The organism is Enterobacter sp. SLBN-59 (assembly GCF_024807915.1).
Taxonomy (GTDB): Bacteria; Pseudomonadota; Gammaproteobacteria; order Enterobacterales; family Enterobacteriaceae; genus Enterobacter; species Enterobacter asburiae_B.
This window is the reverse complement of sequence record NZ_JANUFI010000001.1, coordinates 212,805-239,270: the sequence shown is the minus strand read 5'-3', so window position 1 is coordinate 239,270 and position 26,466 is coordinate 212,805. Positions and strand designations below refer to the sequence as shown.

Here is a 26,466-nt window from a genome sequence, read left to right as displayed (position 1 = left end):
GTTTTGCATTTACCTACGCTACGTGACTCGCGGCGATATCCAGCAGCGCCATCTCATCGCTGTTCAGCAGCTTCTCGATGTTCACCAGAATCAGCATACGCTCGCCGAGCGCGCCCAGGCCGGTCAGGTATTCGGTCGACAGCGTGACCGCAAACTCCGGCGCAGGACGAATTTGGTCAGAGGTCAGGGAAAGCACATCAGATACGCCGTCCACCACGATACCTACCACGCGCTGCCCCAGATTCAGAACGATCACCACGGTGTTGTCGTCGTAATCAACGTCGCCCTGGCTGAACTTCACGCGCAGGTCCACGATTGGCACAATGACGCCACGCAGGTTGGTGACACCTTTAATAAAAGCAGGCGTGTTAGCGATGCGGGTAACCTGGTCGTAACCACGGATTTCCTGCACTTTCAGGATATCGATGCCGTACTCCTCATCGCCTAAAGTGAATACCAGGAATTCCTGCCCTGATGGCTCGCCCGCCAGTTTCGTTACATTACTCATACCGGTCATGTTATTACCTTCTACTTAATCAGGCGGCTGTGTACGCCACACGTTGTTCACGATTTAATCCCTGAAGCGCCGACACATCGACGATCAGCGCCACGCTACCATCACCCAGAATGGTGGCGGCAGAAATACCCGGCACTTTGCGGTAGTTGCTTTCGAGGTTCTTCACTACCACCTGGTGCTGACCAATCAGCTGATCGACCAGCAGCGCGTAGCGACGGCCCGCGCTTTGCAGGATCACAACGATGCCCTGCGTGGCCTCTGTCTTCGCCCCGTCCACTTCAAACACTTTCCACAGCTCAACCAGCGGCAGGTACTCACCGCGCACTTCGAGAACGCGCTCGCCGCCCGCCAGCGGATGCAGATCTTCTTCACGCGGCTGCAGGGATTCCATTACGGCGTTCAGCGGCAGGATAAAGACTTCGTCCGCCACTTTGACTGACATGCCGTCGAGGATCGCCAGCGTCAGCGGCAGCAGGATGCGAATGGTGGTGCCGGAACCCTGTTTAGACTGGATCTCAACGTGGCCGCCCATCTCCTGGATGTTACGTTTCACCACGTCCATGCCCACACCGCGTCCGGACACGTCGGTCACCTGCTCCGCGGTAGAGAAGCCCGGCGCGAAGATGAGCATGCCCACTTCTTCGTCGGTCATGTTTTCATTGACAGCCATCCCCTGCGAAATCGCTTTTGCAAGGATGCGCTCGCGGTTAAGACCCGCGCCGTCGTCGGTCACTTCGATGCAGATATTCCCGCCCTGGTGTTCAGCAGAGAGGATCAGGTTACCGACCGGGGATTTTCCGGCGGCAATGCGGTTTTCCGGCAGTTCGATACCGTGGTCGAGGCTGTTACGCACCAGGTGCGTTAACGGGTCGATAATGCGCTCGATCAGGCTCTTATCCAGTTCGGTTGAGCTGCCCATCAGGGTTAGTTCAATCTGTTTATTCAGCTTGCTGGCAAGGTCGCGAACCAGACGCGGGAAGCGGCTGAAGACATATTCCATCGGCATCATACGGATGGACATGACCGATTCCTGCAGGTCGCGGGCGTTACGCTGCAGCTGGCCCATGCTGGTGATCAGATCGCCGTGCGTGACCGGGTCCAGTTCGTTAGAACGCTGGGCCAGCATCGACTGGGTGATCACCAGTTCGCCAACCAGGTTAATCAGCTGGTCGACCTTCTCAACGGCAACGCGAATACTGGTTGACTCGCTGGAGCGCGCGGCAGGCTTTTCACCACGGCCAGGTGCCGCGGCCTCTTTTGGCACGGCCTTCAGCGCCGGAGCCGCAGGAGCCACAGCCGGTGCGGCGGCCTGAGCGACAGCGGCCACCTCTTCCGCAGCGGCAGGGGCGTCAACCGCGGGCGTTTCGGTTTCGAAGGCGATCTGGTCAGCTTCAATCACAAAGCACAGTACCGCCACGATATCGTCCTGGCCAATACCGTCATCAAGCGTCGCGGCAAGGCTGTCTTTGCCTTTTACCACGTTGCTTAACTTCGCCAGGTTACCCAGCTCTTCTTCCAGCAGGTTAACTTCATTCTCTTTGAGACGTGACAGCACAACGCGCAGTTTGCCCGCTTGTGCAGCGGCTGGCGCGGCCTCGTCGGCAGCAACCGCATCGACAACGCTCAGTTTCGCCGCAGGGACAACGGCTGCAGCGACCTCACCTTTTGCTTCCAGGGCGAGCTGGCGCAGCGCGTTGCAGATGTATTCAAAGCTGGCGGCATCAGGCTCTGCCGAACTTTTATAGGCGTCGAGCTGTTCCTGCATAATATCTTTGGTTTCCAAAAACAGGTTGATAATGTCGGTATTGAGCTGCATCTCACCGCGTCGTGCTTCATCAAGCAGGTTTTCCATTAAATGGGTCGTTTCCTGCAGGATGGTAAATCCAAACGTTCCGGCTCCGCCTTTAATAGAGTGCGCCGCACGGAAGATGGCATTGAGCTGCTCGGAGTCCGGTGCTTCGGGCACCAAATCGAGCAAGTGTTGCTCCATATCGGCCAACAATTCGTCGGCTTCATCAAAGAATGTTTGGTAAAAATCGCTAATATCCATGCTCACGCTATCACCTCGGATTGGCTGGTGGCGATGTTGGAACGGCAGCCGAAGGTACGGCCCCAGGCTGTTTTAAATCGTCCAGTGACTCATTCTGACTTTCGGCGTTTTCATGCAGGATGGCCTGCTCCGCCTGCTGGTTCAGCACTAAAAGACTGATACGACGGTTGATGGCATCATCCGGCCCGCGGTCGGAAACGCGCATGGTTGCGGCCATGCCGACTACGCGCAGTACCTTGCCATCATCAAGCCCACCTACCACCAGCTCGCGACGCGAGGCGTTGGCACGATCGGCAGAAAGCTCCCAGTTGCTGTATCCCTTCTCCCCACTGGCGTACGGGAAATCATCCGTGTGTCCTGACAGGCTGATTCGGTTAGGAATGCCGTTCAGCACCGGTGCAATGGCACGCAGAATATCGCGCATGTACGGTTCGACTTCCGCACTCCCGGTTTTAAACATTGGGCGGTTCTGGCTGTCGATAATCTGAATACGCAGCCCTTCCTGCACCAGGTCGATCTTCAGATGCGGGCGCAGCGCGCGCAGCTTCGGATCCGCTTCAATAAGCTGATCGAGATCGCCCCGTAGTTTCTTCAGACGCGCCTGCTCCATCTTTCTTTTCAGCTCGTCGATGTTCGGCTCTTTTTTCACCTCACCCTTCTGCTGGGTGTAATCATCGCCGCCGCCCGGGATCGGGCTTTCGCTGTTAGAGATACGCGGCCCACCGGCCACCGCCGTTGCCAGCGGCGTACGGAAATATTCGGCAATCTGGATCAGTTCTTTTGGGCTGGAGATGGAGATCAGCCACATCACCAGAAAGAACGCCATCATTGCGGTCATAAAGTCGGCGTACGCAATTTTCCACGAGCCGTGTGCGCCATGCCCGCCGCCCTTGTGCTTGCGTTTTTTTACGATGACGATCGGATGGGACTGGTTTTTCATGCGTCCTCAGTTGTCGTCTGTTGGTTTGGATTTTTCACCGCACGCACGTGTTCTTCAAGCTCGATAAACGACGGACGCTCGCTGGAGTAAAGCGTTTTACGGCCAAACTCAACCGCGATCGGTGGCGCGTAACCGTTGAGGTTAGAGAGCAGCGTGATCTTCACGCACTGCATCATTTTGGTGGTTTCCGCGCTCTTCTGGCGCAGAACGCTTGCCAGCGGAGAGATGAAGCCGTACGCCAGCAAAATACCGAGGAAAGTCCCCACCATCGCATGGGCAATCAGCGCGCCCAGCTCGGCTGCCGGACGGTCTGCCGAGGCCAGGGCGTGAACCACGCCCATTACCGCGGCAACGATACCGAATGCCGGAAGCGAGTCGCCGACCAGCGCCAGGCTGTTGGCCGGCACTTCAGATTCGCTTTCGTGGGTTTCGATCTCTTCGTCCATCAGCGCTTCGATTTCGAAGGTGTTCATGTTGCCGCTGATGATGAGTCGCAGATAGTCGACGATGAAATCCAGCATCATGGCATCAGCAAGAATTCGCGGATAGCTGGCAAAAATTTCGCTCTCTTTCGGGTTTTCAATATCCCGTTCAAGCGAGAACATGCCCTGCTGACGCGACTTCGCCATCAGGCGATAGAGCAGTGCCAGCAGATCCATATACATGCTTTTGGTGTATTTCGAGCGACGGAACAGCAACGGAATCGCTTTCAGCGTGCCCTTGATCGATTTACCGTTGTTACCAACGATAAAAGCCCCTACCCCTGCACCGCCGATGATAATAAGTTCAGCCGGTTGATAGAGTGCTCCAAGGTGCCCGCCGGTCATCATGTAACCGCCGAAAACTGTACCGAGAACTACCAGGTAACCTAATAAGATAAGCACGACATCATCCTTCCGCTAGTGACTATGGCAAGGACGTCCAGCTCGCAGCGTTTACCGTTTGCGGGGTAAAAAAAAGCAGCGGTAATTGCTTACCGCTGCTGGAATCTTTCCCACACGTTCGGGTTAAACAGCTTGTTCGATCTGTTCATCCAGCAGTTGTGGAATAATATCGGCAGCATCCCGGGAAAGTTTACGTCTTTTTACTGCGCGGGATGGAGGCTGACATAAACTACAGGCGAAGCTGCCTGCAGGTTGATGAGCATGGGTAATAAAATTGCCGTCGCAGCAGTTGCAGCGAGACAGTTCAAGCATTCCGCTCTCAACAAAACGCACCAGCGTCCATGCGCGGGTCAGCGCCAGCAGAGGGCCTTCTTCCTGCTGTGGGCATTGTTCAAGGTAAAGTTTGTACGCTTTGATCACGGCGTCAACGCCGCTACACAAACCGGTTTTGAGAAGATACTGCCAGGCATTACAGAACATGGAAGCATGAATATTCTGCTCCCACGTCATAAACCAGTCGGTAGAAAACGGCAGCATGCCTTTCGGCGGGGGACTACCACGTAACTCTTTGTACAGTTTGATGAGACGACCACGGCTCAGCTGAGTCTCGCTTTCCAGCATTTGTAAACGAGCACCCAGTGTAATCAGCTCCATGGCCAACTGTATGTCACGCGCTTCCTGAACAATGCTTTTCTCGCTCATTGCTAGGCCCTTTTCTTACGGGCTACGTCATCAGGCTGGCTGATTTCGTTAAGCAAGCGAGTGGAAAGAAGAATACCGGTATGGATCTGTTGAAGATCGTCCACACGGGATTCCTGCGTCAGACGCGTTATTGTCTGTGAATCATCGAAACGGAACTGGCAAACCAGTTGATTCGTTTCAGCCAGTTTAACCATCTGCGGGAGGGTTAAGCCGCCCAGCATGGTTGCCATTTCTTCGTTAATACCCAGACGAAACATCGCGGACGCCTTGTCCTGACTAATCAAACGCTGCGCGAGCAGTAAATACGACAAATTGATGTCATAGATATGTTTTAGCAACTCGGATGTATGCATTGTTCCCATCCCGAATAACCAACTATTATTTTTATGCGGAAAGACCGCACCCCGTGATGTCGCCGGGAAATCACCCGGTATAAAAAAGAAAAGGCTAAATGCATAGTTGAATTTAGGTTTGTATTCACTGAAACCGTAAGAGAGAAACCGCGAATGCGTCTCTTACATGATTTATCATTTCTTACAAATAACTAAGATTTTTCCTAATTCGACGCAAACTCTACTCGTCAGTTTTGACACATACAATCCAGCCACCCTCAAATTTAAAAAAAATGTGATCCACGTCACACAATTTAAGTGAATATGACCCATAAATCCATCAGTATGACTTGTAATTTGTTCGAAATTTAGCCAATTGGTACTGTTTTGTATTCTTAATTGACGAATACTCATGCAGAAGGGTGATCCAAACTGGCATGCAACGTGCTTTTCATGCCGTAAGCGCCGCGCGGAAACATTTACATCATGCCCCTCTCCTGGAAACATTTTTCTTACCGTGAAAAAACATATAGTTATGCAGGTAGCACAAAAAAGATGTTTCAGGACGTGATCATTCGAAATGAGTTTGTAACGGGTCAAAACGATTTAACAGTCAAAGCGTGAATTTGTGTGATTTACGTTAAGTTGTTAATTTTTTTCATTTAGGCGCATTTTTCAGTTATTCTTCTTATAAGAATAATTAATGAATAATTATGATAAGCTTCACACTAATGTCGTAATCTGCTCTTGCGGAACCGGAGATTTCGCGGTAAAGGTGGTTAAACGCTGTCTTTCAGACATCTAAGGAGTGCGCCATGAGTTACTCCCATCTTCTTGTTTCCGTAGCAGTTTCCCCCGAAAGCCATCAGCTCGTCGCCCGGGCAGTTTCCATTGCCAGACCCCACAATGCCCGCATCAGCCTCATCACCCTCGCCGCAGAGCCGGAGATGTATAATCAGCTGGCAGCCCCCATGCTGGAGGATATTCGCGAGGTTCTGCAGGAAGAAACGCAGCAATTTCTGCGCGAATTAGTGGAAAAGGCACAATATCCTGTTTATGAAACTGTTATTGCGACCGGGGAACTTAACGCCCATATTCTCGATATGTGTCGCAGACAAAATATAGATTTAGTGATTTGCGGAAACCATAACCACAGCTTTTTATCGCGGGCAGCCTGCGCGGCGAAATCTATTGTCGCGTCGAGCCAGGTCGATGTGCTGTTAGTGCCGCTTGGGGGGCATTAACCCCCCAGCAGTAAATCAGGCGAGTTTAGGGAAGGTCGCGATCTTTTTTTGCAGATCGCCTTCATGGCTTTGCGGAGCGATATTCCGGAGATCCTGAATAAAACGCGCCTGCCAGTGGTTAATATCGTTCTTCCGGATCGTCTCCATCATGTCAGCATGGCGGGAAATACGTTCCGTGAGCGGCATTGTCAGGGCGCGATTCAGCGCGTTCGCCACGTCATCCCTGTCATAAGGGTTAACGATGAGCGCCGACGTGAGCTCATTTGCGGCTCCGGCAAACTGGGAAAGCACCAGAACACCCGGGTCGGCAGGATCCTGGGCCGCCACATACTCTTTCGCCACCAGATTCATCCCGTCGCGCAGCGGCGTGACCAGCCCAACGTCCGCATAGCGGAAGACCTTCATCAGGATCTTACGGTCAAAGTGTTGATTCAGGTAAAACAGCGGCGTCCAGCCCAGCTGCCCGTAGCGGCCATTAATGCGCCCTGCTTCTGTCTCCAGCTGGTGGCGAATATCCTGATAGGCCTGAACCTCACCGCGCGACGTCGGCGCAATCTGGGTATAGCGAATTTTCCCGTGATGCTGCGGGTATTTATCCAGCAGCGTTTCATACGCCAGGAAGCGTTCCGGCAGCCCTTTGGAATAATCAAGACGCTCAACCGAGAAGATATTTTTCACGTGCTTGAGTTCATTCTTAAGCTGCGCCAGCTTCGGCGGCAGCGGGCCAGAAGCCTGCTCCGCGATTTCGTCAGGTTCAATCCCTATTGGATAGACCTCGGTGTGGAAGGTTTTTCCCCAAGCCGTATGGGTTTTCCCGCCTTTGGTCACCAGACGCGCTTTGCCAGACACGGAGTCAAGGAACGCGAGGCGGTCATTTTCGGTCTGGAAGCCCAGCAAATCGTAATCGCACAGCGCCTCCAGCAGCTCTTCATGCGGCGGCAGCGCGGTAAAAATTTCCGGCGTCGGGAAAGGAATGTGCAGGAAGAAGCCAATCCGATTATTCACCCCCCTCTTTCGCAGCTCTCTCGCGAAGGGCAGCAGGTGATAATCGTGGATCCATAAAATATCGTCTTCCTCTATTAATGGCAGCAGTTTATCCGCCAGCAGCGCATTTACGCGCGAGTAGCCTTCGAAGGATTCACGCTGGAATTTGACCAGATCAAGACGATAGTGGAACGCAGGCCACAGGACGGCATTTGAGAACTGCGAGTAATACTCATCATAGTCTTTCTCTTTCAATGCAAATGAAGCCCACGTAATGTTTCCGCGCGTCACCTTTTTGAGCGGTTTCTCTTCTTCACTGATTTCTCCACTCCAGCCAAACCACAGCCCGCCAGCGGCTTTTAAGGCACCTAACACCCCTACCGCCAGGCCACCCGCGCTGGCTTTTTTATCGTCAGGCGGTGCGATTCGGTTAGAGACGACGACTAAGCGACCCATAATGGTTTCCCCCTTTGCTTTGCGCTATTTGTTGTTGTTGCTGGTTAGCGATGTCAGATATCCACTGCCAGACGCTGGCGACATCCGCCAGCCGCCATTCGGCAACCGTGTCACCAGGCCCCACCTTGACGGCGATCCCTCCGGCCTGATTCACCACGCGAAACCCGGCCTCGTCGGTCAGGTCATCCCCAATGAAAACAGGCGTTCGCCCCTGGAAAGGCGGCGACGCCATAAACGCGGCGATGGCCGCGCCTTTATTAATCCCTTTCGGTTTTAACTCCACGACGCATTTGCCGGGCTGCAACGCCAGCTGTGGATGGGCATCCGCTACCGTCTGAGCCAGCGCAAGCACGGCCTCCTCATGCTGCGGCGCCTGACGATAATGCAGGGCAAAGGCCATGCCTTTGGCTTCCAGCTCGGTGCCAGGCAGCGCTTCCAGCGCAGCAGAAAGCTGCTTCTGGAGCGTTTGCGTGAGTGCGTCGGGGAGTGAAACGATATGCGTGTGATCATGGATGTCGCGGCGCTCCGCTCCGTGCACACCGGCCAGCGGAAAGTGGTAAGGACTGGCGAGCGTATCCAGCTCGGCCATTGAGCGCCCTGATATCAATGCCAGTGCTCCCTCGTTCATGAGCGAGAGCTGATGCAAATCCTGTAACACCGCATCCGGAATAGACACCTGGTCAGGGTGCGGTTTTATCCCGGCGAGCGTGCCGTCGAGATCGAAAAAGAAAGCATAGTGTCCGGGCAGTACAGGCGGTGCGGTTAACATGTCAGCCACCCTTTTCCTCCTTACGGTTTACGAGAGGTAAACGCCTTTACCTCTTTCATAGCCATGTAAGTATAGACAGTGTGACGTCGCTCGCCATTTGACAACCGCCCCGCCAGTTTTACTGGCGGGGCGGTTAAGGGGTCAACTATGGTTATAAGTTGAGCAATAAAAGTCGGGAAAACGGGTTACAGGGTACGCTTCGCTTTTTGCTTGTAACGGTCGAAAATCACGGCTGCCAGCAGGATCAGACCACGCACGACGTACTGCGAGAACGGCGAAATATTCAGCAGGTTCATGGCGTTCTCCACCGTGCCTAAAATCAGGATACCGGCCACCACATATGAGATTTTTCCGATGCCGCCCTTGAGGGAAACGCCCCCTAAAACGCAGGCAGAAATGACGATCAGCTCGTAACCAATAGAGGTCATCGGCTGGCCGCTGGTCATACGCGAAGCCAGGATAATCCCCGCGGCGGCAGAAACCAGCCCTGAGAGCACGAAGATAATAATCTTGGTTCGAACCACCGGCACCCCGGCCAGACGGGCGGCCTCTTCGTTACCGCCAATCGCCAGCGTATTGCGGCCAAAGGTGGTCCGGTTGAGCAGGAAGCCGAACAGGATCAGGCAGGCCACGGTCAGCCAGATTGGCGCAGGCAGCCCCAGCCAGTTGGCGTAACCCAGGGTAAAGAAGCGCTCGTCTTCAATCCCCACCGCTTTACCGTCGGAGATGATATAGGCCAGCCCGCGGACAATTTGCATCGTCGCAAGCGTGGTGATCAGAGCGTTAATCTTCAGGCGTGCGATAACAAAACCGTTCACCAGACCGCTGATGACGCCGAGTAGCAGACCGGCGAGAACGCCAATCCACAGGCTCTCCGTCATGTTGATTACCACTGCCGTCGTGACGCCCGCACAGGCAATCACCGACGCCACCGACAGGTCAAAATCGCCGGAGGCCAGGCAGAACAGCATCCCGCAGGCCACCATCCCGGACATGGAAATGGCCAGCCCCAGCCCCTTCATATTAATGAAGGTGGCAAAATTAGGAACAAAGATCGCGCAGGCGAGGAACAGTGCGGCAAAGACCACCAGCATGCCGTACTGATCCCAGATACGTCCAAAACTCAGCGCCGACTTCGACTTCGGCGCTCCGGATGTAGTAACAGAGGACATCATTAACTCCTTACTCAGGCGACAGCCTGGCTGACTTTAGGCATGGCGAGGTTCAACGCCTGTTGTTCATTCGCCTGTTCATGAAGCAATTCACCGGCAATTTCGCCTTCACGCATCACCACAATGCGGTCGGCCACGCCAAGCACCTCCGGCAGATCGCTGGAGGCGAAGAGCACCGCCACGCCGCGTTTTGCCAGCTCATAGATCACGTTATAAATCTCGTGTTTTGCCCCCACATCGATACCGCGCGTCGGCTCATCCAGCAAAATGACCTTCATATCTTCCGACAGCCAGCGGCCTAAAATCGCCTTCTGCTGGTTTCCGCCTGACAGATTCATGATCAGCTGTTCCGGACCCGGCGTTTTAATATTCAGCGAGCGAATATGGTGGTCGGCGTTGCTCGACTCCCAGCCATCGTTTATCAGGCAGCCTGCGCGAATAAACTTGCGGCGAGCGGAAATATTGATGTTGTCGCGTACCGAATGCACCGGAATAATCCCCTCGGCTTTACGGTCTTCCGGGCAGAGCATCATGCCCGCCCTGATCGCGTGGGCCGGTTTCTGGATATCGACCCGTTCGCCATCAATAGAAACCTGCCCATCGGTAATTCGGGTCCCCCCGAACAGGCCTTTCATTAATTCACTGCGCCCCGCCCCCACCAGACCAAACAGGCCGACAATTTCGCCGCTGCGAACGGATAACGAAATCGGCGTGCGCACGCCCGGCGCTTTGACGCTGTCCAGACGCAGACGTTCAGGGCCGTACTGACGCGGCTGCCAGTGATAAATATCACCCAGCTCGCGTCCAACCATCGCCTGAACAAGCTGGTCATGGTTAACCTGCTGCATGTCGGTAAAGGTGCGCACATAGCGCCCGTCTTTAAAGACGGTGATGGCGTCGCTCAGGGCAAATATCTCTTCCATGCGGTGCGAGACATACAAAATCGTACGGCCTTCCTGACGCAATTCGCGGATCACGCGGAACAGATTTTCAATTTCACGCGCAGAGAGCGAACTGGTGGGCTCATCGAAGGCGATAATTCTGGCGTTACGCGCCAGCGCCTTGGCAATTTCAACCATCTGCCACTGGCCGATGGAGAGATATTTCAGCGGCGTCTGGGGATCGACGTCCAGACCCAGGTGTTTAAGCTGCAGCCCCGCTTCATAATTAAGTAGCGAACGATTTACCACACCGCCTTTGTGCGGGAGCTGTCCTAAATAGATGTTTTCCGCCACGGTCATCTCGGGAATGAGGTGCAGCTCCTGATAGATGATCGCCACCCCGGCATTGAGCGCCGCCGTGGTATCGGCAAACGCCACCTCTTCGCCGCGAATGGCCAGCGTGCCGGTCGTAGGCGCGTAGTTGCCGCTGAGGATCTTCAACAGCGTGGATTTCCCCGCGCCGTTTTCCCCCATCAGGGCGTGAACCTGGCCGGCATAGCAGTCGAAGCTGATATCGGTCAGCGCGTTAACACCGGGGAAAGTTTTCCCGATGCCGCGAAAAGAGAGATACGGATCAGACTGTCGCATAACGTCTCCGTGATTCCTGTAGTGTGTACGTCTGGCCCCTCACGATGCATGAGGGGCACAATCACAGCGTATTACTTACCGCCCAGCCCTTTTTTCGCCAGCTCCTCTTTGAAGTTGTCGCGGGTAATCAGCACCACGTCGGTCACTTCAGTAAATTTCGGCGGTTCGGCCCCTTTGGTTACCCAGTTGTAGAGCATCTCACTGGATTTGTAGCCGTGAACGTCCGGGCTCGGCAGAAGAGAACCGTAGAAGCCGGTAGCCTGCGCTTTGGACAGCTCGCTGACGGCGTCAACGCCGTTGATGCCAATCCCGATCACGTCAGGCGCTTTGAAGCCCTGGCCTTCCGTCGCGCGCACCCCGCCCAGCACGGTGTTGTCGTTCATGCCGACCACCAGCCAGTGTTTGACCTCCGGATGCTGGACAAGCATAGAGTTCGCGGCGTCGAAAGCGCCCGGGATATCGTTGGATTTGGTTGGGACTTTATAGATCTGTTTTTCCGGGAAGCCAGCCGCTTTCAGCGCATCCATTGAACCGGTAGTACGACGACGGGCGGTGTCCAGCTCGTCAGCCGTGATAGCCATCACCGCGGTCTCTTTGACATCCCAGCCGCGCTTTTGCATCTCTTTATAGAGTTCCTGGCCCTGGCGTTCGCCGATTTTGGTCGCCGCCATCATGACCAGCGGGACGGTGTCCATCGGCTTGCCTTTGGCATTAACGAACTGATCGTCAACCGCGATGACCTTCATATCGTAACCGCGCGCTTTCGCCGCGATTGCCGACCCCAGCTTTGGATCCGGAGTACAGATAACGAAACCTTTTGCACCGCTGGCCGCCAGGCTGTCGATGGCGTTCAGGGTTTTTTCGCCGTCAGGCACGGCGATTTTAATGACTTCAAAACCTAAATCTTTCCCGGCTTTATCTGCGAATTTCCACTCAGTCTGGAACCAGGGCTCTTCGGGCTGTTTTACCAAAAAACCGAGTTTTAAATTCTCAGCGATAGCGGATTGTGACATAACGGCAGCCAGACCGATGGCCGCCAGCGCTTTAGTAAATTTGTGCATGGTAAACTCCAGCTTTAGCAATCTTTTCTGTAGGGAATAAGTGCGTGCTTCTTATTTAATCGGACTTAAAACAAGGCATTAGCGCTTACCTCGTCATAAGCGTTATTGCTGGTGATAGTTTTAGCGGGAAATTAATCATCCATAAGAGAGCCCCATCACACCGCAGAATTACAGTAATTGCGTACATAAATTCAGCGAAAAATGACATAAAAAAGGCAGGATTTGTCAGACAAATGGAAGGGGGTTAAGCAGAATTATCCATAAGATTAGCCAAGATATCCCTGATGCCTTTCAGCGGGCAAAACGGCACCTGGCGTTAAGGGGTTCAACATGTTTTTCATCACGAATGTACAACGCACCTGAAAAAACGTTATTCCGCAGAATTTGATTTAGCGCAATTTTATTGACACATCATATATTAGAAATGATTAATCCGTATTTTTCCTTTTCCCGGAGTAATATTCCAACTTAATATTTTCGAAAGAGTAACAGTGTGTCATCACGATAAAAATCGTTAATTATTAGTCCATTAAGTCACATTCAATTCATGGCGAGCTAATTGTATTTCTGTACTATATTAAACTTTGTAATGTATGGTAAATATAGTCTGATTAAGAGTTTTCTTAGACCCAATACAAGGGTATGCTTATTTATATCGAACACAGGAAGTGAATTTCGGTCGACTTCGGTCACGGCAGAATGTCTATTTCTGCTCTTCTCTTCGTATTTGCCTGGCGCTCAGGTTACGCAACGGACATCACGTCCCACAGTCAATAAGGATATGAGTATGGCTACCCAAACGATGATGCAAAAACTTAACGCGCAGATGAACCTTGAGTTCTACGCCTCTAACCTGCACCTTCACTTAAGCGCGTGGTGTGCCGAGAATAGTCTTACGGGGTCTGCCACATTCTTTCGCTCTCAGGCGCAAAGTAACGTCACCCATATGATGCGTGTCTTTAACTTTCTGAAAGCCGCAGGGGCAAATCCTGTCGTTAAAGCCCTTGATGGGATCAACGAAAACTACTCTTGCCTGGAAGAACTGTTTCAGAAAACGCTTGAAGAGTACGAGCAACGCTGCAGCACGCTCAGCAAACTTGCCGATGAAGCCAAAGCGCAGCAGGATATTACAACCCTCAAATTCTTACGTGATATGGACAAAGAGCAGCAGCAGGATGGAATGCTGCTGAAGACGCTGGCGGATGAGATCCATAATGCGCAACAGGCGGGTTTATGTCCTGAGCAAACCGACCGTCATCTGCTCGACATTGTGGCGGTGCAGCACCACTGAGTTTTTGGCCTGCTTCCGTCCCAGGGAGCAGGCCCCCATCCTATCTCCAACCTTCTGCTTTTGCTGAAATTTAACAAATCAGATCTGGCTCCCAATGATTAACCACACAACGTGTGATGATTTATTTAGTTACATAATCATTGACGAGGGAGCATCATGATCACCATTGAGTTTGTTGTCATTCTCCTCTGCCTGCTGACGGGTACGCGTTTCGGCGGTATGGGGCTTGGGTTAATCAGCGGTATTGGTCTTTTTATTTTATGTTTTGTCTTTGGTCTGCAACCGGGTAAACCGCCGGTTGACGTTATGCTGACCATCCTTGCGGTGATTGGCTGTGCGGCTACGCTGCAGACTGCGGGCGGCCTCAACGTCATGATGCAGTTTGCCGAACGTCTGCTGCGCAAACACCCGCAGCACATCACCCTGCTCGCCCCTTTCACCACCTGGATGCTGACCTTTCTGTGCGGCACTGGGCATGTGGTCTACACCATGTTCCCCATCATTGCGGATATCGCCCTGAAAAAAGGGATCCGCCCCGAGCGCCCCATGGCCGTGGCATCGGTCGCGTCACAGATGGCGATCACGGCTTCCCCCGTTTCCGTTGCCGTTGTGTCGCTGGTGTCTATCCTGGCGGCCCAGCATGGGATCGGCCACGCGTGGGGGATCCTGGAAATTCTCGCCGTGTCGGTTCCCGCTTCGCTCTTCGGCGTAGCCATCGCGGCCCTGTGGAGTTTACGCCGTGGGAAAGATTTGGTTGACGACATAGAGTTTCAGGAAAAGCTGAAAGATCCTAAGCAGCGCGAGTTTATCTACGGCGGAACGGAGACGTTAATGAATCAGCGTTTCCCTAAACAGGCCTACTGGTCCACGTGGATTTTCTTTGCCGGTATTGCCGTGGTCGTTTTGCTGGGGGCATTCCCTGACCTGCGCCCCTCCTTTGAGGTGAAAGGCAAAATGACGGCGCTGTCGATGAACCTTGTCATTCAGATGATGATGTTAATTGCGGGCGCCGTGATGCTGATGGCCTGTAAGGTTAATGCGTCGGCCATTTCCAACGGCGCGGTGTTTAAGGCCGGTATGGTCGCGATCTTCTCGGTGTTCGGCGTGGCGTGGATGAGCGATACCTTTTTTCAGGCGCATCTCGACGAGTTAAAGCTTGCGCTGGAAGGCGTGGTGAAGAGCCACCCGTGGACGTATGCCATTGTGCTGTTTCTGGTATCAAAACTGGTGAACAGCCAGGCGGCTGCGCTGACGGCCGTTGCGCCTATGGGCCTCATGCTGGGCATCGACCCGAAAATGCTGATCGCCTTTTTCCCGGCGTCCTACGGCTATTTTGTCCTGCCGACCTATCCAAGTGATTTGGCCTGCATCGGCTTTGACCGTTCAGGCACCACCCGCATCGGCAAATTTATCATCAACCACAGCTTTATTCTGCCGGGGCTGATTGGGGTAAGCTGCGCGTGCGCGGCGAGCTACCTGCTGGTCCAGACGTTCTTTTAACCGCTTCAAAGGGCGACACGTGCCGTCGCCCCTACCCCTGCTTTAGTGGGACTCACCCTGCGGCGTGAATCGCAGCTCAATCAGCGCGATAGCTTTCTGGATCGCACGAAGCGTAACCGGGTCAGCGGCAGCAGGATGGCTAGCGAAATCGATCTTTTTCAGCTGCGTAGACATCTTCTCGCGCACTTCAACCGGCGCAATCACGTCCAGAACATCAAGGATTTGTTTGATAACCAGCTGACAGGCGACAACGTCAGAGACCAGTTCCTGATCGGCGCTCAGGTTTTGTGACATGGGCTTTCTCCTTATTTAAAGGCCGCCATAGTAGCAAAACACGCCCCCTGACATCTTCCCTTCATCACCTGCAGGTACAAAAAAACCCGCCGAAGCAGGTTTTTTTATCAGAACATGGCGCCTGGCGGCACGTCTTTGAACGTGCGGCAGTAATTGGCCCACATGCTTTTCAGGATTTTGCGCAGTTTCACGATGATGCTCCATTAACTTGTTATACAACTTTATTGTCAACGTGCTTATAATATGACCATTATCACAAAAATCAATCATTTTGTGATTCTCATCACATTTTTATAAGAGGTTGTCCTGATAGCACTCCCCTCTGACCCGTTGCGAAGAGTGAGGGCAGATTGTCCGGCTATTCCAGGCATTGCAGCGGGCATCTGCGGGTACGATAAGGTATTTCCATCCACTCAGAGCGAACCATGAAAAGAGTCATTGTAGCCGGCACAATCCTGCTGCTCGCGGGGTGTAGTATCAACCGCCAGGCTGAAGTCAGCAGCCTCGACGCGCCGAACGGCATCGTCCGCCTCGATTACGGCCAGGCAGCGCTGCAAAATGCGTATTCCGATGAGTATGTGAATAACGGCACGGCGGCAAAAGCGTGTCAGAGCATGGGGTATGCCACCGCCTCAGCCTATGGTCAGCCCATCAAAACCTGCACCCTGACGAGCGGCTCTTTGTGCCTGAACGAGAGCGTGACTATCCAGTATAAATGTATGGGTTACGCCGTTAACCCTAAGTCAAATAACCCCTGGTATTAATCAACCCTGCCAGCGTTTGCTGGCAGTATATTTCATTACGAACAAAAACAATTCTCATTAATAAATTATAAAAATCGCCAATGCGTTTTATTCCCATTCGTATTTTAAATAAATAAAATAAAAATTTTACGTTTTGCAAATAATTAAATAACAAATTATAGTGTCGCTCATTGTGAACCAGAAATAATAATCCGGAGCGTCACCATGCTGAAAACTGAAATGATCGACAAGCTCAACGCACAAATGAACCTTGAGCTTTTTTCATCCCTGCTCTACCAGCAGATGAGCGCCTGGTGCAGCTACCACAGCTTCGAAGGTGCAGCCGCGTTTCTGCGTCGTCACGCTCAGGAAGAGATGACCCACATGCAGCGTCTGTTTGATTATCTTACGGATACGGGCAGCCTGCCGCGCATTGAAACCGTGACGTCCCCCTTTGCCGAGTATAATTCTCTCGATGAACTTTTCCGCGCCACCTACGAGCACGAGCAGCTGATCACGCAGAAAATTAACGAACTGGTTCATGCCGCAATGACCAGCCAGGATTACCCAACCTTTAATTTCCTGCAGTGGTACGTCGCTGAGCAACACGAAGAAGAGAAGCTGTTTAAATCCGTACTGGATAAATTATCTCTGGTGGGGAAATCCGGCGAAGGTCTTTACTTTATTGATAAAGAACTTTCCACTCTCGATACGCAGAATTAATTTCAGCGCGGTGCCGGTTTCCGGCACCGCGTTAATTTACATACACCCGGCGCAGCTGGTGCAGCGCCAGTCATGGGGATTCACCGCCTTGTAAAAATAGCGGTAGCTGGACGTCTCCAGCGGAATCCCCACCTCGAAGAACATATCCGTTAACCAGTCGACATTCTCAACGATCCACTCATCTTCCTGTAAGCCTTGCGCAAAGGTTTCGTCTTCAGGATCGATAACCGAGTAGATTGCCCAGGTGCCCATATCCTTTTCGCGGCGGGACTCGGGAAGTATCAGGGGCTGGTTCTGCCAGCTAATTATCCAGTGGCCATGGCACAACAGGTTGCCTCCCCGGCTCCATGCCGCGGTGAAGGGATTCTCCTCAGCCATAAAACCCTCACTTAATTTGATAATTTATATTTATTGTTTACGTTACGCCGGAATGTCGCCTGGCAACATTGCCCTTATGAAGTAGGCCTGCGCCTAAAAAGGGTCAGAGCTCCAGTACTTCGTAAATAATTCATTACACTACTTGTAACGGTGATTTGACGAATTACGGCTTTTCCCTTACTCTGCGCCGCAGATTTTGTCGCGGTTAAGCATCTTTGTAGAGGAAAGCGTGAGAAACAGAACCCTGGGAAGTATTTTTATCGTCGCCGGAACGACGATTGGCGCAGGAATGCTGGCAATGCCCCTGGCAGCCGCGGGCGTGGGATTTGGCATGACCCTGCTGCTGCTGGGTACGCTCTGGGCGCTGATGTGCTACACCGCCCTGCTGCTGCTTGAGGTTTACCAGCACGTGCCCGCCGACACCGGTCTGGGTTCGCTTGCGGCGCGCTATCTGGGACGCTACGGCCAGTGGATAACCGGCTTTAGCATGATGTTCCTGATGTACGCCCTGACCGCCGCCTATATCAGCGGCGCCGGGGAACTCATCGCCTCCAGCGTCAACGACTGGTTTGGCTCTGACATTACTCCGGCGACGGGGGCTATCTTCTTTGCGCTCATCGGCGGCGGCGTGGTCTGCGTGGGGACATCGCTGGTCGATCTGTTTAACCGCTTTCTGTTCAGCGCCAAAATTCTCTTCCTGATCGTCATGCTGGTGCTGCTGGCGCCGCACGTGCACAAGGTCAACCTGCTGACGCTGCCGCTGGAAAAAGGGCTGGCGCTCTCCGCGATCCCGGTCATTTTCACCTCGTTTGGCTTCCACGGCAGCGTGCCGAGCATCGTCAGCTATATGAACGGCGATATCCGCAAGCTGCGTCGCGTCTTTGTAATCGGCAGCGCGATCCCGCTGATCGCCTATATTTTCTGGCAGCTGGTGACGCTGGGCAGCATTGACTCTTCGACCTTTATTGGGCTGATGGCGCAACACGCTGGCCTGAACGGTTTTCTGCTGGCACTGCGCGAGGTTGTTACCTCCCCGCACGTGGAGCTGGCGGTACACCTGTTTGCCGACCTGGCGCTGGCAACCTCGTTCCTGGGCGTGGCGCTCGGCCTGTTTGATTATCTGGCCGACCTGTTCCAGCGTCGCAATACCGCGGCTGGACGGTTGCAGACGGGTGCCATCACCTTCCTGCCGCCGCTCGCTTTTGCGCTGTTTTACCCACGCGGGTTTGTGATGGCGCTGGGCTACGCAGGGGTGGCGCTCTCAATCCTGGCCCTGCTGCTCCCTTCCCTGCTGGCGTGGAAGAGCCGCCAGCAGCATCCTCAGCAGGGATATCGCGTGGCGGGAGGAAAACCGCTGCTGTGCGTTGTGTTTGGCTGTGGGGTGGTGATTATTCTGGTGCAGGTATTGATTGCAGCCGGGATACTGCCGGAAGTGGGTTAAATAAAAAAGGGGCTATCATCAGCCCCTTTTTTTATCAGTGCAAACAGCAGCTCTTAAACTTCTTCCCGCTGCCGCAAGGACACGGATCGTTACGCCCGACCTTCGTGCCGTTCACCGTCGGCTTCTTCACTTCCGGCTGCTGCGGGTTGTTAACCCAGTACTGATATAAACGCAGTGCCGCAGGCTGGATGCTTTCGATGCTGGCGATATACTCCTCTTCGGACAGTTCATCCAGCTTTTCGCTGTTCTCTTCCGTCCCGTGCAGGGCAATCACGTCAAGATCGGCCTTCAGGGCTTCCGGCAGGGCTGACCAGTCCGTCAGCGCCACGCCGCGCATATAGCCATAGCACCACTCTTCCACCACGGTATAGCTCTCACCATCCACGTCGTTATAACCAAACATCGGTTCAAACTGATCCGGGTACTCGCTCAGGCGCTCGGCAATATCGTTCATATGCTTAAAGCAGAGATCGATAAAACGGTTCATCTCACGATCGTTTTTCCAGCGCGGAATGTACTTCTCGCCACCCCACACCGCCACCAGCCAGGCATCTGGCTCAACGACAACAGGACCGGAAAGCACTGCGGTAAGCATGCCGTCCAGTTCGGACACGTCAATCACGGACGCGTCATCATGACCGTAAGACATTAACGTCTCTTCAAGCCACGCCATTTCGCTTTCATTCAATGGGCCTTCAGTCATCGCTGACACTCCTGCAAAAGGAAACGATCCTAACACATAACTCACGCCTCTCCGGGCTGAAGTTTAGGTCTTTATTGCTGCAAAAACGTGCAAATCGTGACCTTTGCACAACTTATGGGCTTTATTGTTAACGATATGTGATCTCCGCTGTAATTTCTTCTCCTCCCGCAAGGCGGCATAATGCGGCGCTCTATACTCAAACATGTCGCATGCCCGTCAATGGGTTAACCATTCTGGCAACGTTTTTGCTTAACGTTCTTCGCGCGCCTCTGCGCAGGGAAATCTCGCCGTAATATGCAGGATGCCGTCTGTATCTTGTTCGTTTAGTGCATTTTGTTCTTGCTCGTGTTTCGGATTGGCTGCGCCGTCGGGCGTTCGGGTTTACGCCGTGGTGCAAAAACCTCTTTGCTAAGGAACATAATAATGTCGCTGAAATTAATCAGAAGTCCTCTTTCTCTTGTGTTGGCCGGTTGCCTGGTGACGGCGTTTTCCGCCCGGGCAGATATTGTGATTGGCGTGGCCGGGCCGTTCACGGGTCCGAATGCCACCTATGGCGATCAGTACTGGCACGGCGCAACGCAGGCCGCTGAAGACATTAATGCCGCAGGCGGCATTAACGGCGAGAAGATCAAACTGGTTCAGGGGGATGATGCCTGCGAGCCCAAGCAGGCCGTGGCCGTCGCCAACCGTTTAGTTGACCAGGATAAAGTCAACGCCGTGGTCGGCCATTTCTGCTCCTCTTCCACAATGCCCGCCTCCGAGGTGTATAGCGATGCGGGCATTATTGCGATTACCCCCGGCTCAACTAACCCGTTGATCACCGAACGCGGCATGAGCGACATGTTCCGCATGTGCGGACGCGACGATCAGCAGGGTCAGGTTGCCAGCGACTTCATCATCGACAAGCTGAAAGCCAAGCGCGTGGTGATTATTCACGATAAAGACACCTATGGTCAGGGTCTGGCTGACGCCACCAAAGCGGCGCTGGCGAAACGCGGGGTTCAGGATGTGATGTATGAGGGGTTATCCCGCGGTGAAAAAGACTTTAACGCGCTGGTGACCAAGATCGGCGCGCAAAAACCGGACGTCGTGTTCTTCGGTGGCTGTCACCCGGAAGCCGGTCCGCTGGTTCGCCAGATGCGTGAACAGGGCGTGCAGGCGAAATTCTTCTCCGGCGACTGCATTGTCAACGAAGAGATGGTGACCGCCGCGGGGGGCCCGCAATACACGAACGGCATTTACATGACCTTCGGTAAAGATCCGCGCCTGATCCCGGACGGTAAAGCGGTTATTGAGAAATTCCGCGCCGGTAAATTCGAGCCGGAAGGTTACACCCTTTACTCCTATGCCTCCGTACAGGCCATTGCCGCAGCCTTCAAGGCCACCGGCGGCAAGGACTCCGCCAAAGCCAGCGAGTGGCTGAAAGCCAATTCCGTCGACACGGTGATGGGCAAAAAAGCCTGGGACAGCAAAGGCGATCTGAAAGTGTCTGACTATGTGGTGTACCAGTGGGACGACAAAGGCAAATATAAGGAAGTGCAGTAACGGGACGGAGTCACGCTCAACGTCGGCGGGCCTGCCCGTCGGCGCGTAATAAACATCAGGCTGCGCGCATCGCGCAGCCTATAAAACGAGCGCGCTAAGATGAGTACATTCTTCCTGCAACAGTTAATCAATGGCTTAACGCTGGGCTCCGTCTACGGTTTAATCGCCATCGGCTACACCATGGTGTACGGCATTATCGGGATGATCAATTTCGCCCACGGCGAAGTGTATATGATTTCCGCCTATCTCTGCGCCATTGGTCTGGCGCTGCTCTCGTTCTTCGGTCTGCAGTCGTTCCCGCTGCTGATTCTGGGTACGCTGGTGTTCACCATTGTGGTTACCGGGGTGTACGGCTGGACCATCGAGCGTATCGCCTACAAGCCGCTGCGCAACTCCACGCGCCTGGCGCCGCTGATCTCCGCCATCGGGATGTCGCTTATCCTGCAAAACTACGCGCAGCTGAGCCAGGGTCCGCGTCAGCAAGGGGTGCCGACCATGCTGGACGGCGTGATTCGCCTGCATCTGGGCGACGGCTTCGTGCAGATAACCTACACCAAAGTGTTTATTTTGGTTGCATCGTTTGCCGGCATGCTGGTGCTCACCTGGATTATCAACCATACCCGGCTGGGCCGGATGTGCCGCGCGGTACAGCAGGATCGTAAGATGGCCTCCATTCTGGGCATTAACACCGACCGGATTATTTCGCTGGTCTTTGTCATCGGCGCGGCGATGGCCGGTCTGGCGGGGGTGTTGATCACCATGAATTACGGCACCTTTGATTTCTACGTCGGGTTCGTGATCGGCATTAAAGCCTTTACCGCGGCGGTACTCGGCGGCATCGGCTCCCTCCCCGGCGCCATGCTCGGTGGCCTTATCCTGGGCGTGGCGGAAGCCCAGTTCTCGGGCATGGTGAACTCGGACTATAAAGATGTCTTTTCGTTCGGCCTGCTGGTCATGATCCTGATTTTCCGTCCCCAGGGCCTTCTTGGGCGCCCGTTTGTGGCCAAAGTGTGAGGGAGAGAATGATGACATCACACGGTTTTTCACTTAAACGCTGCATTCTGGACGCGATTTTTTCCGGGCTGATTGCGCTGATTATTTTCGGCCCCATTGCGGGCGTGGTGCTGGACGGTTACAGCTTTAACTTCGCCGGGCAGCGGCTGGCCTGGATGGTCGGCATCGTCATGCTCGGGCGTTTTCTGCTGAGCGCCTTTTTAGGTACCGCCGCGGGCGCCCGTTTCCAGGCACGCTTCGAAGCCGATAGCGCGGGCGTATATGTCCGGCCACCGGAATACAAAAGCCGCATGCGCTGGATTATTCCTCTGGTAATTGCTCTTGCGATTTGCTTTCCGTTTGTCGCCACGAAATATGTGCTGACCGTCGCCATTCTCGGGCTGATCTACGTGCTTCTCGGTCTGGGGCTGAACATCGTCGTGGGTCTGGCCGGCCTGCTGGATCTGGGATATGTCGCGTTCTACGCAATTGGGGCGTACGGTCTGGCGCTGGGATACCAGTATCTCGGCTTAGGTTTCTGGAGCATGCTGCCGCTGGCGGCAATCATGGCCGCCGCCGCAGGCGCCCTGCTCGGTTTCCCGGTACTGCGCATGCACGGTGACTATCTGGCCATCGTCACACTCGGGTTCGGGGAGATCATTCGTCTGATACTGAACAACTGGCTGACCTTCACCGGCGGACCAAACGGCGTGTCGGCCCCTCCCCCCACCTTTTTCGGTCTGGAATTTGGGCGACGCGCGAAAGAAGGCGGCGTGCCCTTCCACGAATTTTTCCACCTGACCTACAACCCGAACATGAAGTTTATTTTTATCTACGCGGTGCTGTTCCTGGTGGTGATGCTGGTGCTCTATATCAAGCACCGCCTGACGCGGATGCCGATTGGTCGGGCGTGGGAAGCCCTGCGTGAAGACGAAATTGCCTGCCGCTCGATGGGGTTAAATCATGTTCTGGTTAAGCTGTCGGCCTTTACGCTGGGCGCATCGACCGCAGGGATTGCCGGGGTGTTCTTCGCCACCTATCAGGGGTTCGTGAACCCGACCTCCTTCACGTTCTTTGAATCGGCGCTGATCCTCGCCATCGTGGTCCTGGGCGGTATGGGCTCGACGCTTGGCGTAGTGCTGGCCGCTTTTGTGCTCACCGTAACGCCGGAACTGCTGCGCAGTTTTGCCGAGTACCGCGTCCTGCTGTTTGGCATGCTCATGGTGGTGATGATGATCTGGCGTCCGCGCGGTTTGATCCGCATTAACCGCAGCGGGTTCGCCGTGCGTAAGGGTGTCGCACCATGAACGGAACGATATTACGCGTTGAACATCTGATGATGCACTTCGGCGGAATTAAGGCGCTAAACGACGTCAACCTGGACGTACAGCGTGGCTCAATTACCGCCCTTATTGGGCCAAACGGGGCGGGAAAAACAACCGTGTTTAACTGCCTGACGGGCTTCTACAGGGCCTCCGGCGGCAACATTTTATTTAATACCCGCCATAGAACGACCAACGTTATTCAGGTGCTTGGACAAAAATTCCAGCCGGGTGACTGGATTAACCCCGCGCAGTTCGGGCAGCGTCTGTTCTACAAAATGTTTGGCGGAACGCATCTGGTCAACCGCGCAGGGCTGGCCCGCACGTTTCAAAATATCCGTCTTTTTCGCGAGATGTCTGTCGTGGAAAACCTGCTGGTTGCGCAGCATATGCGCGTTAACCGCAATCTGCTCGCCGGGATCTTAAATACGCCGGCATACCGGCGGGCGGAAAACGACGCCCTGGACAGGGCCTTCTACTGGCTGGAAGTGGTGGATCTGGTGGAGTGCGCCAATCGCCTGGCGGGAGAGATGTCGTACGGCCAGCAGCGGCGTCTGGAAATTGCGCGAGCAATGTGCACCGGGCCGGAAATGATCTGTCTGGATGAACCCGCCGCCGGGCTTAACCCGGTTGAAACGCATAAGCTCAGCAGCATTATTCGTTTTCTGCGGGATCATCATGACATCACGGTATTACTGATTGAGCATGATATGGGGATGGTGATGGAGATTTCGGACGACATTATCGTGCTCGACCACGGGGATGTTATTGCCAGGGGAAAACCCGAGCAGATCCAGCATGATGAAAAGGTCATTGCCGCCTACCTGGGTACGGATGAAAGCGAGGTCAACCTATGAGCGAACCGCTGCTGGCATTTCGCGAGGTGGATGTGTTTTATGGCGCCATTCAGGCGCTTAAACAGGTTTCCCTCGAAGTCAATAAAGGTGAAACCGTGGCGCTGATTGGCGCAAACGGCGCGGGTAAATCGACATTGCTGATGTCCATCTTTGGCCAGCCCCGCATTCGCAGCGGACAGATCCTTTTCGGCGGTGAAGATATCAGCCATAAATCCACCCACTACGTCGCGTCCGGCGGCATCGCGCAGGCGCCGGAAGGCAGACGAATTTTCCCGGATATGACCGTTGAAGAGAACCTGCTGATGGGGACCATCCCCATCGGCAGCCAGTTTGCCGCTGAGGATATGCAAACCATGTTCGACCTCTTCCCTCGCCTCAAGGAGCGACGCAAGCAGCGCGCGATGACCATGTCCGGCGGAGAGCAGCAGATGCTGGCGATCGCCCGGGCGCTGATGAGCCGTCCGAAGCTGCTGCTGCTGGATGAACCGAGCCTCGGTCTGGCGCCGATTGTGGTGAAACAGATCTTCCAGACGCTGCGCGAGCTGGCCCGCAACGGCATGACCATCTTTCTGGTGGAGCAGAATGCGCATCACGCGCTGAAGCTTTCCGACCGCGGGTATGTGATGGTTAACGGGCAGATCCGGCTGAGCGGCAGCGGCGAGGAGCTGCTGGGAAATCAGGAGGTGAGGAAGGCGTATTTGGGCGGGGTTTGACTACACGATGTTCATGCGCCATCGAATCACCTTTATACTGTTTAACATCGGCGATTCAGCTGCCTTTCATGACGTGTGTCGCTGCGCTTCTTCTCCTCTAAGCCAAAACTATATCAATAAATCGCACTATTTATTGTAGGCCCGAGCAAGCGTAGCTCCAGCGGGAGGAACGCAAAAAGATACTTTGTCAGCAGTCTTAAGCTCCCCTTTTTGGGATATCACAACAATGCTTTCCTTGAAAAAGGATAAAATAATTTACTCGCGTAAATCCTTTTTATAGGCAATAAGCATCCTTATGCGATAAAGTAATAAGGTGAAAACCTCACATTACTTACACAGCAAAACTATTAGCTAACAGGTGATTACATGAAGAAATTTATTAAATGGATTTTCTATATTTTTATTGCTTTGATGGTTCTGGGATATATCGTCGGTAAAAACGACAAATCTGAAGCAGGCGCGACTTCGTCTTCTGCATCAGTTGCGGATACGCAAGAGTCAGTACCGCAAAAAGAAGTGTTTACAACCTCCGCAAGGCAGCTTTTTAAAGCTTATGAAGAAAATGAAGTTGCAACCGATGAAAACATGAAAGGTAAGCTCATCGCAGTCAAGGGAGTTGTTCAGTCGATTGATAAAGATTTTACAGACTCAATTATCATCGGCTTACAAACAGACAACCAGTTCATGCCTGCACGAATGGAGATGGAAAACTCAGAAAAGGCTACTGCTGCAGCAATGAAAAAAGGACAGCAGGTCACTGTTATTTGTAAAAAAATGATCCGAGTAATGGGTGCTCCTTCTGGACGAGATTGTTTATTCGCAAAATAACGAATCGGGAGGGTTGCCCTCCCATTCCATTCTCCCGATCCATCCTGTCGCCAACATCATGCCACTTATCCATACCTGATATGCTTATATAATACCCTTATTCCACACGCCAATCGCGTTGCAGTATCGGGGTAACATAAAGATATGTAGACGCGATGATGTAATCGCCTGGCTGTACTTGCGAAAAGCTGGAATAATAATCGGAGAGCGAAATCAGAAAATAAAAAAACCACCTTTCGGTGGTTTATACGACACTGCTTATTGCTTTGATTATTCTTTGTTTCCCATGGTAGCCGGAGTGGGACTTGAACCCACACAGCGCGAACGCCGAGGGATTTTAAATCCCTTGTGTCTACCGATTCCACCATCCGGCCAGGGAAGAAAGTGGAGGCGCGTTCCGGAGTCGAACCGGACTAGACGGATTTGCAATCCGCTACATAACCGCTTTGCTAACGCGCCGTAAAACTTTTCAAACTGACACCCGCTACTGCGCAT

Annotated in this window: 27 protein-coding genes and 2 tRNA genes; 12 read left to right on the top strand and 17 right to left on the bottom strand. The window is 53.6% G+C overall.

Going from position 1 to position 26,466, the window contains the following annotated elements:
- Positions 1–13: 13 nt before the first annotated feature.
- The 6 genes from cheW to flhD all read right to left on the bottom strand — a co-directional run bounded on the left by cheW (position 14) and on the right by flhD (position 5,446).
- On the bottom strand, positions 14–517 hold the full coding sequence (gene cheW / locus M2422_RS01130; RefSeq protein WP_023312262.1) for a chemotaxis protein CheW: 504 nt from the start codon (positions 515–517) through the stop codon (positions 14–16).
- 19 nt (positions 518–536) lie between these two features.
- A complete protein-coding gene (gene cheA / locus M2422_RS01125; RefSeq protein ID WP_058841408.1) occupies positions 537–2,573 on the bottom strand; it encodes a chemotaxis protein CheA in 2,037 nt (678 codons plus the stop codon).
- A gap of 4 nt (positions 2,574–2,577) precedes the next feature.
- Entirely contained in the window at positions 2,578–3,507 is a 930-nt protein-coding gene (gene motB / locus M2422_RS01120) for a flagellar motor protein MotB (RefSeq protein ID WP_032658606.1), read from the bottom strand.
- Positions 3,504–4,391 (bottom strand): flagellar motor stator protein MotA, encoded by an 888-nt coding sequence (gene motA, locus M2422_RS01115; protein WP_008500417.1) that lies wholly within the window; start codon positions 4,389–4,391, stop codon positions 3,504–3,506. The genes motB and motA overlap by 4 nt, the downstream gene beginning before the upstream one ends.
- A 123-nt stretch (positions 4,392–4,514) precedes the next feature.
- Positions 4,515–5,093 carry a flagellar transcriptional regulator FlhC gene (gene flhC, locus M2422_RS01110; RefSeq protein WP_013096051.1) on the bottom strand — a complete coding sequence of 193 codons (579 nt, stop codon included), beginning with the start codon at positions 5,091–5,093 and terminating at the stop codon, positions 4,515–4,517.
- 2 nt (positions 5,094–5,095) lie between these two features.
- Positions 5,096–5,446, bottom strand: a complete 351-nt coding sequence (gene flhD, locus M2422_RS01105; RefSeq protein WP_008500415.1) for a flagellar transcriptional regulator FlhD — start codon at positions 5,444–5,446, stop codon at positions 5,096–5,098.
- Positions 5,447–6,240: 794 nt separating this feature from the next.
- Here flhD and uspC point away from each other — a divergent pair.
- A complete protein-coding gene (gene uspC / locus M2422_RS01100; protein ID WP_033145878.1) occupies positions 6,241–6,669 on the top strand; it encodes a universal stress protein UspC in 429 nt (142 codons plus the stop codon).
- Between the two features lie 15 nt (positions 6,670–6,684).
- On the opposite strand, the gene otsA is transcribed toward uspC, so the two are convergent.
- The 5 genes from otsA to araF all read right to left on the bottom strand — a co-directional run bounded on the left by otsA (position 6,685) and on the right by araF (position 12,640).
- The gene (otsA, locus tag M2422_RS01095; protein WP_048979948.1) at positions 6,685–8,109 is read right to left on the bottom strand and encodes an alpha,alpha-trehalose-phosphate synthase; all 1,425 of its coding nucleotides are present in this window, start codon (positions 8,107–8,109) and stop codon (positions 6,685–6,687) included.
- The gene (otsB, locus tag M2422_RS01090) at positions 8,084–8,887 is read right to left on the bottom strand and encodes a trehalose-phosphatase (protein WP_064672735.1); all 804 of its coding nucleotides are present in this window, start codon (positions 8,885–8,887) and stop codon (positions 8,084–8,086) included. Before otsB ends, otsA begins: the two co-directional genes overlap by 26 nt.
- A gap of 176 nt (positions 8,888–9,063) precedes the next feature.
- Positions 9,064–10,050 (bottom strand): L-arabinose ABC transporter permease AraH, encoded by a 987-nt coding sequence (gene araH, locus M2422_RS01085; RefSeq protein ID WP_029742191.1) that lies wholly within the window; start codon positions 10,048–10,050, stop codon positions 9,064–9,066.
- 14 nt (positions 10,051–10,064) lie between these two features.
- Complete coding sequence (gene araG / locus M2422_RS01080; RefSeq protein WP_029742192.1) at positions 10,065–11,579, bottom strand: L-arabinose ABC transporter ATP-binding protein AraG; 1,515 nt, start codon at positions 11,577–11,579, stop codon at positions 10,065–10,067.
- Between the two features lie 71 nt (positions 11,580–11,650).
- Complete coding sequence (araF, locus tag M2422_RS01075; RefSeq protein ID WP_003859687.1) at positions 11,651–12,640, bottom strand: arabinose ABC transporter substrate-binding protein AraF; 990 nt, start codon at positions 12,638–12,640, stop codon at positions 11,651–11,653.
- Positions 12,641–13,427: 787 nt separating this feature from the next.
- Between araF and M2422_RS01070 the strand changes: the two genes are divergently transcribed.
- Complete coding sequence (locus M2422_RS01070; RefSeq protein ID WP_023312270.1) at positions 13,428–13,931, top strand: non-heme ferritin-like protein; 504 nt, start codon at positions 13,428–13,430, stop codon at positions 13,929–13,931.
- A gap of 156 nt (positions 13,932–14,087) precedes the next feature.
- Positions 14,088–15,431, top strand: a complete 1,344-nt coding sequence (locus M2422_RS01065; protein ID WP_064672736.1) for an anaerobic C4-dicarboxylate transporter — start codon at positions 14,088–14,090, stop codon at positions 15,429–15,431.
- 42 nt (positions 15,432–15,473) lie between these two features.
- Here M2422_RS01065 and M2422_RS01060 read toward each other — a convergent pair whose 3' ends face one another.
- Positions 15,474–15,725 (bottom strand): DUF2766 family protein, encoded by a 252-nt coding sequence (locus tag M2422_RS01060; protein ID WP_064672737.1) that lies wholly within the window; start codon positions 15,723–15,725, stop codon positions 15,474–15,476.
- 107 nt (positions 15,726–15,832) lie between these two features.
- Positions 15,833–15,916, bottom strand: coding sequence for a stress response protein AzuC (gene azuC / locus M2422_RS01055; protein ID WP_014884364.1), 84 nt, complete (start codon positions 15,914–15,916; stop codon positions 15,833–15,835).
- A gap of 234 nt (positions 15,917–16,150) precedes the next feature.
- Between azuC and yecR the strand changes: the two genes are divergently transcribed.
- Both yecR and ftnA read left to right on the top strand, forming a co-directional pair.
- The gene (yecR, locus tag M2422_RS01050) at positions 16,151–16,489 is read left to right on the top strand and encodes a YecR family lipoprotein (RefSeq protein WP_023336145.1); all 339 of its coding nucleotides are present in this window, start codon (positions 16,151–16,153) and stop codon (positions 16,487–16,489) included.
- A gap of 204 nt (positions 16,490–16,693) precedes the next feature.
- The gene (ftnA, locus tag M2422_RS01045) at positions 16,694–17,191 is read left to right on the top strand and encodes a non-heme ferritin (protein WP_023336146.1); all 498 of its coding nucleotides are present in this window, start codon (positions 16,694–16,696) and stop codon (positions 17,189–17,191) included.
- 36 nt (positions 17,192–17,227) lie between these two features.
- Here ftnA and M2422_RS01040 read toward each other — a convergent pair whose 3' ends face one another.
- On the bottom strand, positions 17,228–17,569 hold the full coding sequence (locus M2422_RS01040; RefSeq protein ID WP_064672738.1) for a hypothetical protein: 342 nt from the start codon (positions 17,567–17,569) through the stop codon (positions 17,228–17,230).
- 229 nt (positions 17,570–17,798) lie between these two features.
- Between M2422_RS01040 and tyrP the strand changes: the two genes are divergently transcribed.
- The gene (tyrP, locus tag M2422_RS01035) at positions 17,799–19,010 is read left to right on the top strand and encodes a tyrosine transporter TyrP (RefSeq protein WP_064672739.1); all 1,212 of its coding nucleotides are present in this window, start codon (positions 17,799–17,801) and stop codon (positions 19,008–19,010) included.
- 34 nt (positions 19,011–19,044) lie between these two features.
- Here tyrP and M2422_RS01030 read toward each other — a convergent pair whose 3' ends face one another.
- Positions 19,045–19,713: a YecA family protein gene (locus M2422_RS01030; protein ID WP_029741940.1), complete on the bottom strand. Its 669-nt coding sequence runs from the start codon at positions 19,711–19,713 to the stop codon at positions 19,045–19,047.
- A 423-nt stretch (positions 19,714–20,136) separates the two neighbouring features.
- Here M2422_RS01030 and M2422_RS01025 point away from each other — a divergent pair, with 423 nt between their 5' ends.
- From M2422_RS01025 to M2422_RS01000, 6 genes are all read left to right on the top strand, one after another.
- Positions 20,137–21,258, top strand: coding sequence for a branched-chain amino acid ABC transporter substrate-binding protein (locus M2422_RS01025; protein WP_064672740.1), 1,122 nt, complete (start codon positions 20,137–20,139; stop codon positions 21,256–21,258).
- Positions 21,259–21,357: 99 nt separating this feature from the next.
- Positions 21,358–22,272: an ABC transporter permease subunit gene (locus tag M2422_RS01020; protein WP_033145886.1), complete on the top strand. Its 915-nt coding sequence runs from the start codon at positions 21,358–21,360 to the stop codon at positions 22,270–22,272.
- Between the two features lie 11 nt (positions 22,273–22,283).
- Positions 22,284–23,558: a high-affinity branched-chain amino acid ABC transporter permease LivM gene (gene livM, locus M2422_RS01015; RefSeq protein WP_064672741.1), complete on the top strand. Its 1,275-nt coding sequence runs from the start codon at positions 22,284–22,286 to the stop codon at positions 23,556–23,558.
- Complete coding sequence (locus M2422_RS01010) at positions 23,555–24,430, top strand: ATP-binding cassette domain-containing protein (protein WP_064672742.1); 876 nt, start codon at positions 23,555–23,557, stop codon at positions 24,428–24,430. The genes livM and M2422_RS01010 overlap by 4 nt, the downstream gene beginning before the upstream one ends.
- Positions 24,427–25,143, top strand: coding sequence for an ABC transporter ATP-binding protein (locus tag M2422_RS01005; protein ID WP_094935629.1), 717 nt, complete (start codon positions 24,427–24,429; stop codon positions 25,141–25,143). The genes M2422_RS01010 and M2422_RS01005 overlap by 4 nt, the downstream gene beginning before the upstream one ends.
- A 366-nt stretch (positions 25,144–25,509) precedes the next feature.
- Entirely contained in the window at positions 25,510–25,971 is a 462-nt protein-coding gene (locus M2422_RS01000) for an OB-fold protein (RefSeq protein ID WP_064672744.1), read from the top strand.
- A gap of 287 nt (positions 25,972–26,258) precedes the next feature.
- Here M2422_RS01000 and M2422_RS00995 read toward each other — a convergent pair.
- Positions 26,259–26,345: transfer RNA gene (locus M2422_RS00995), tRNA-Leu, on the bottom strand.
- An 11-nt stretch (positions 26,346–26,356) separates the two neighbouring features.
- Positions 26,357–26,430: transfer RNA gene (locus M2422_RS00990), tRNA-Cys, on the bottom strand.
- Positions 26,431–26,466: the final 36 nt, after the last annotated feature.

What these genes read in the sequence shown, in the direction of transcription:
- cheW (WP_023312262.1), bottom strand. Translation starts at nt 517, where the DNA reads ATGACCGGTATGAGTAATGTAACGAAACTGGCGGGCGAGCCATCAGGG.
- motB (WP_032658606.1), bottom strand. Translation starts at nt 3,507, where the DNA reads ATGAAAAACCAGTCCCATCCGATCGTCATCGTAAAAAAACGCAAGCAC.
- flhC (WP_013096051.1), bottom strand. Translation starts at nt 5,093, where the DNA reads ATGAGCGAGAAAAGCATTGTTCAGGAAGCGCGTGACATACAGTTGGCC.
- flhD (WP_008500415.1), bottom strand. Translation starts at nt 5,446, where the DNA reads ATGCATACATCCGAGTTGCTAAAACATATCTATGACATCAATTTGTCG.
- uspC (WP_033145878.1), top strand. Translation starts at nt 6,241, where the DNA reads ATGAGTTACTCCCATCTTCTTGTTTCCGTAGCAGTTTCCCCCGAAAGC.
- otsA (WP_048979948.1), bottom strand. Translation starts at nt 8,109, where the DNA reads ATGGGTCGCTTAGTCGTCGTCTCTAACCGAATCGCACCGCCTGACGAT.
- araH (WP_029742191.1), bottom strand. Translation starts at nt 10,050, where the DNA reads ATGTCCTCTGTTACTACATCCGGAGCGCCGAAGTCGAAGTCGGCGCTG.
- araG (WP_029742192.1), bottom strand. Translation starts at nt 11,579, where the DNA reads ATGCGACAGTCTGATCCGTATCTCTCTTTTCGCGGCATCGGGAAAACT.
- araF (WP_003859687.1), bottom strand. Translation starts at nt 12,640, where the DNA reads ATGCACAAATTTACTAAAGCGCTGGCGGCCATCGGTCTGGCTGCCGTT.
- M2422_RS01070 (WP_023312270.1), top strand. Translation starts at nt 13,428, where the DNA reads ATGGCTACCCAAACGATGATGCAAAAACTTAACGCGCAGATGAACCTT.
- M2422_RS01065 (WP_064672736.1), top strand. Translation starts at nt 14,088, where the DNA reads ATGATCACCATTGAGTTTGTTGTCATTCTCCTCTGCCTGCTGACGGGT.
- M2422_RS01060 (WP_064672737.1), bottom strand. Translation starts at nt 15,725, where the DNA reads ATGTCACAAAACCTGAGCGCCGATCAGGAACTGGTCTCTGACGTTGTC.
- yecR (WP_023336145.1), top strand. Translation starts at nt 16,151, where the DNA reads ATGAAAAGAGTCATTGTAGCCGGCACAATCCTGCTGCTCGCGGGGTGT.
- ftnA (WP_023336146.1), top strand. Translation starts at nt 16,694, where the DNA reads ATGCTGAAAACTGAAATGATCGACAAGCTCAACGCACAAATGAACCTT.
- M2422_RS01040 (WP_064672738.1), bottom strand. Translation starts at nt 17,569, where the DNA reads ATGGCTGAGGAGAATCCCTTCACCGCGGCATGGAGCCGGGGAGGCAAC.
- M2422_RS01030 (WP_029741940.1), bottom strand. Translation starts at nt 19,713, where the DNA reads ATGACTGAAGGCCCATTGAATGAAAGCGAAATGGCGTGGCTTGAAGAG.
- M2422_RS01025 (WP_064672740.1), top strand. Translation starts at nt 20,137, where the DNA reads ATGTCGCTGAAATTAATCAGAAGTCCTCTTTCTCTTGTGTTGGCCGGT.
- M2422_RS01020 (WP_033145886.1), top strand. Translation starts at nt 21,358, where the DNA reads ATGAGTACATTCTTCCTGCAACAGTTAATCAATGGCTTAACGCTGGGC.
- livM (WP_064672741.1), top strand. Translation starts at nt 22,284, where the DNA reads ATGACATCACACGGTTTTTCACTTAAACGCTGCATTCTGGACGCGATT.
- M2422_RS01010 (WP_064672742.1), top strand. Translation starts at nt 23,555, where the DNA reads ATGAACGGAACGATATTACGCGTTGAACATCTGATGATGCACTTCGGC.
- M2422_RS01005 (WP_094935629.1), top strand. Translation starts at nt 24,427, where the DNA reads ATGAGCGAACCGCTGCTGGCATTTCGCGAGGTGGATGTGTTTTATGGC.
- M2422_RS01000 (WP_064672744.1), top strand. Translation starts at nt 25,510, where the DNA reads ATGAAGAAATTTATTAAATGGATTTTCTATATTTTTATTGCTTTGATG.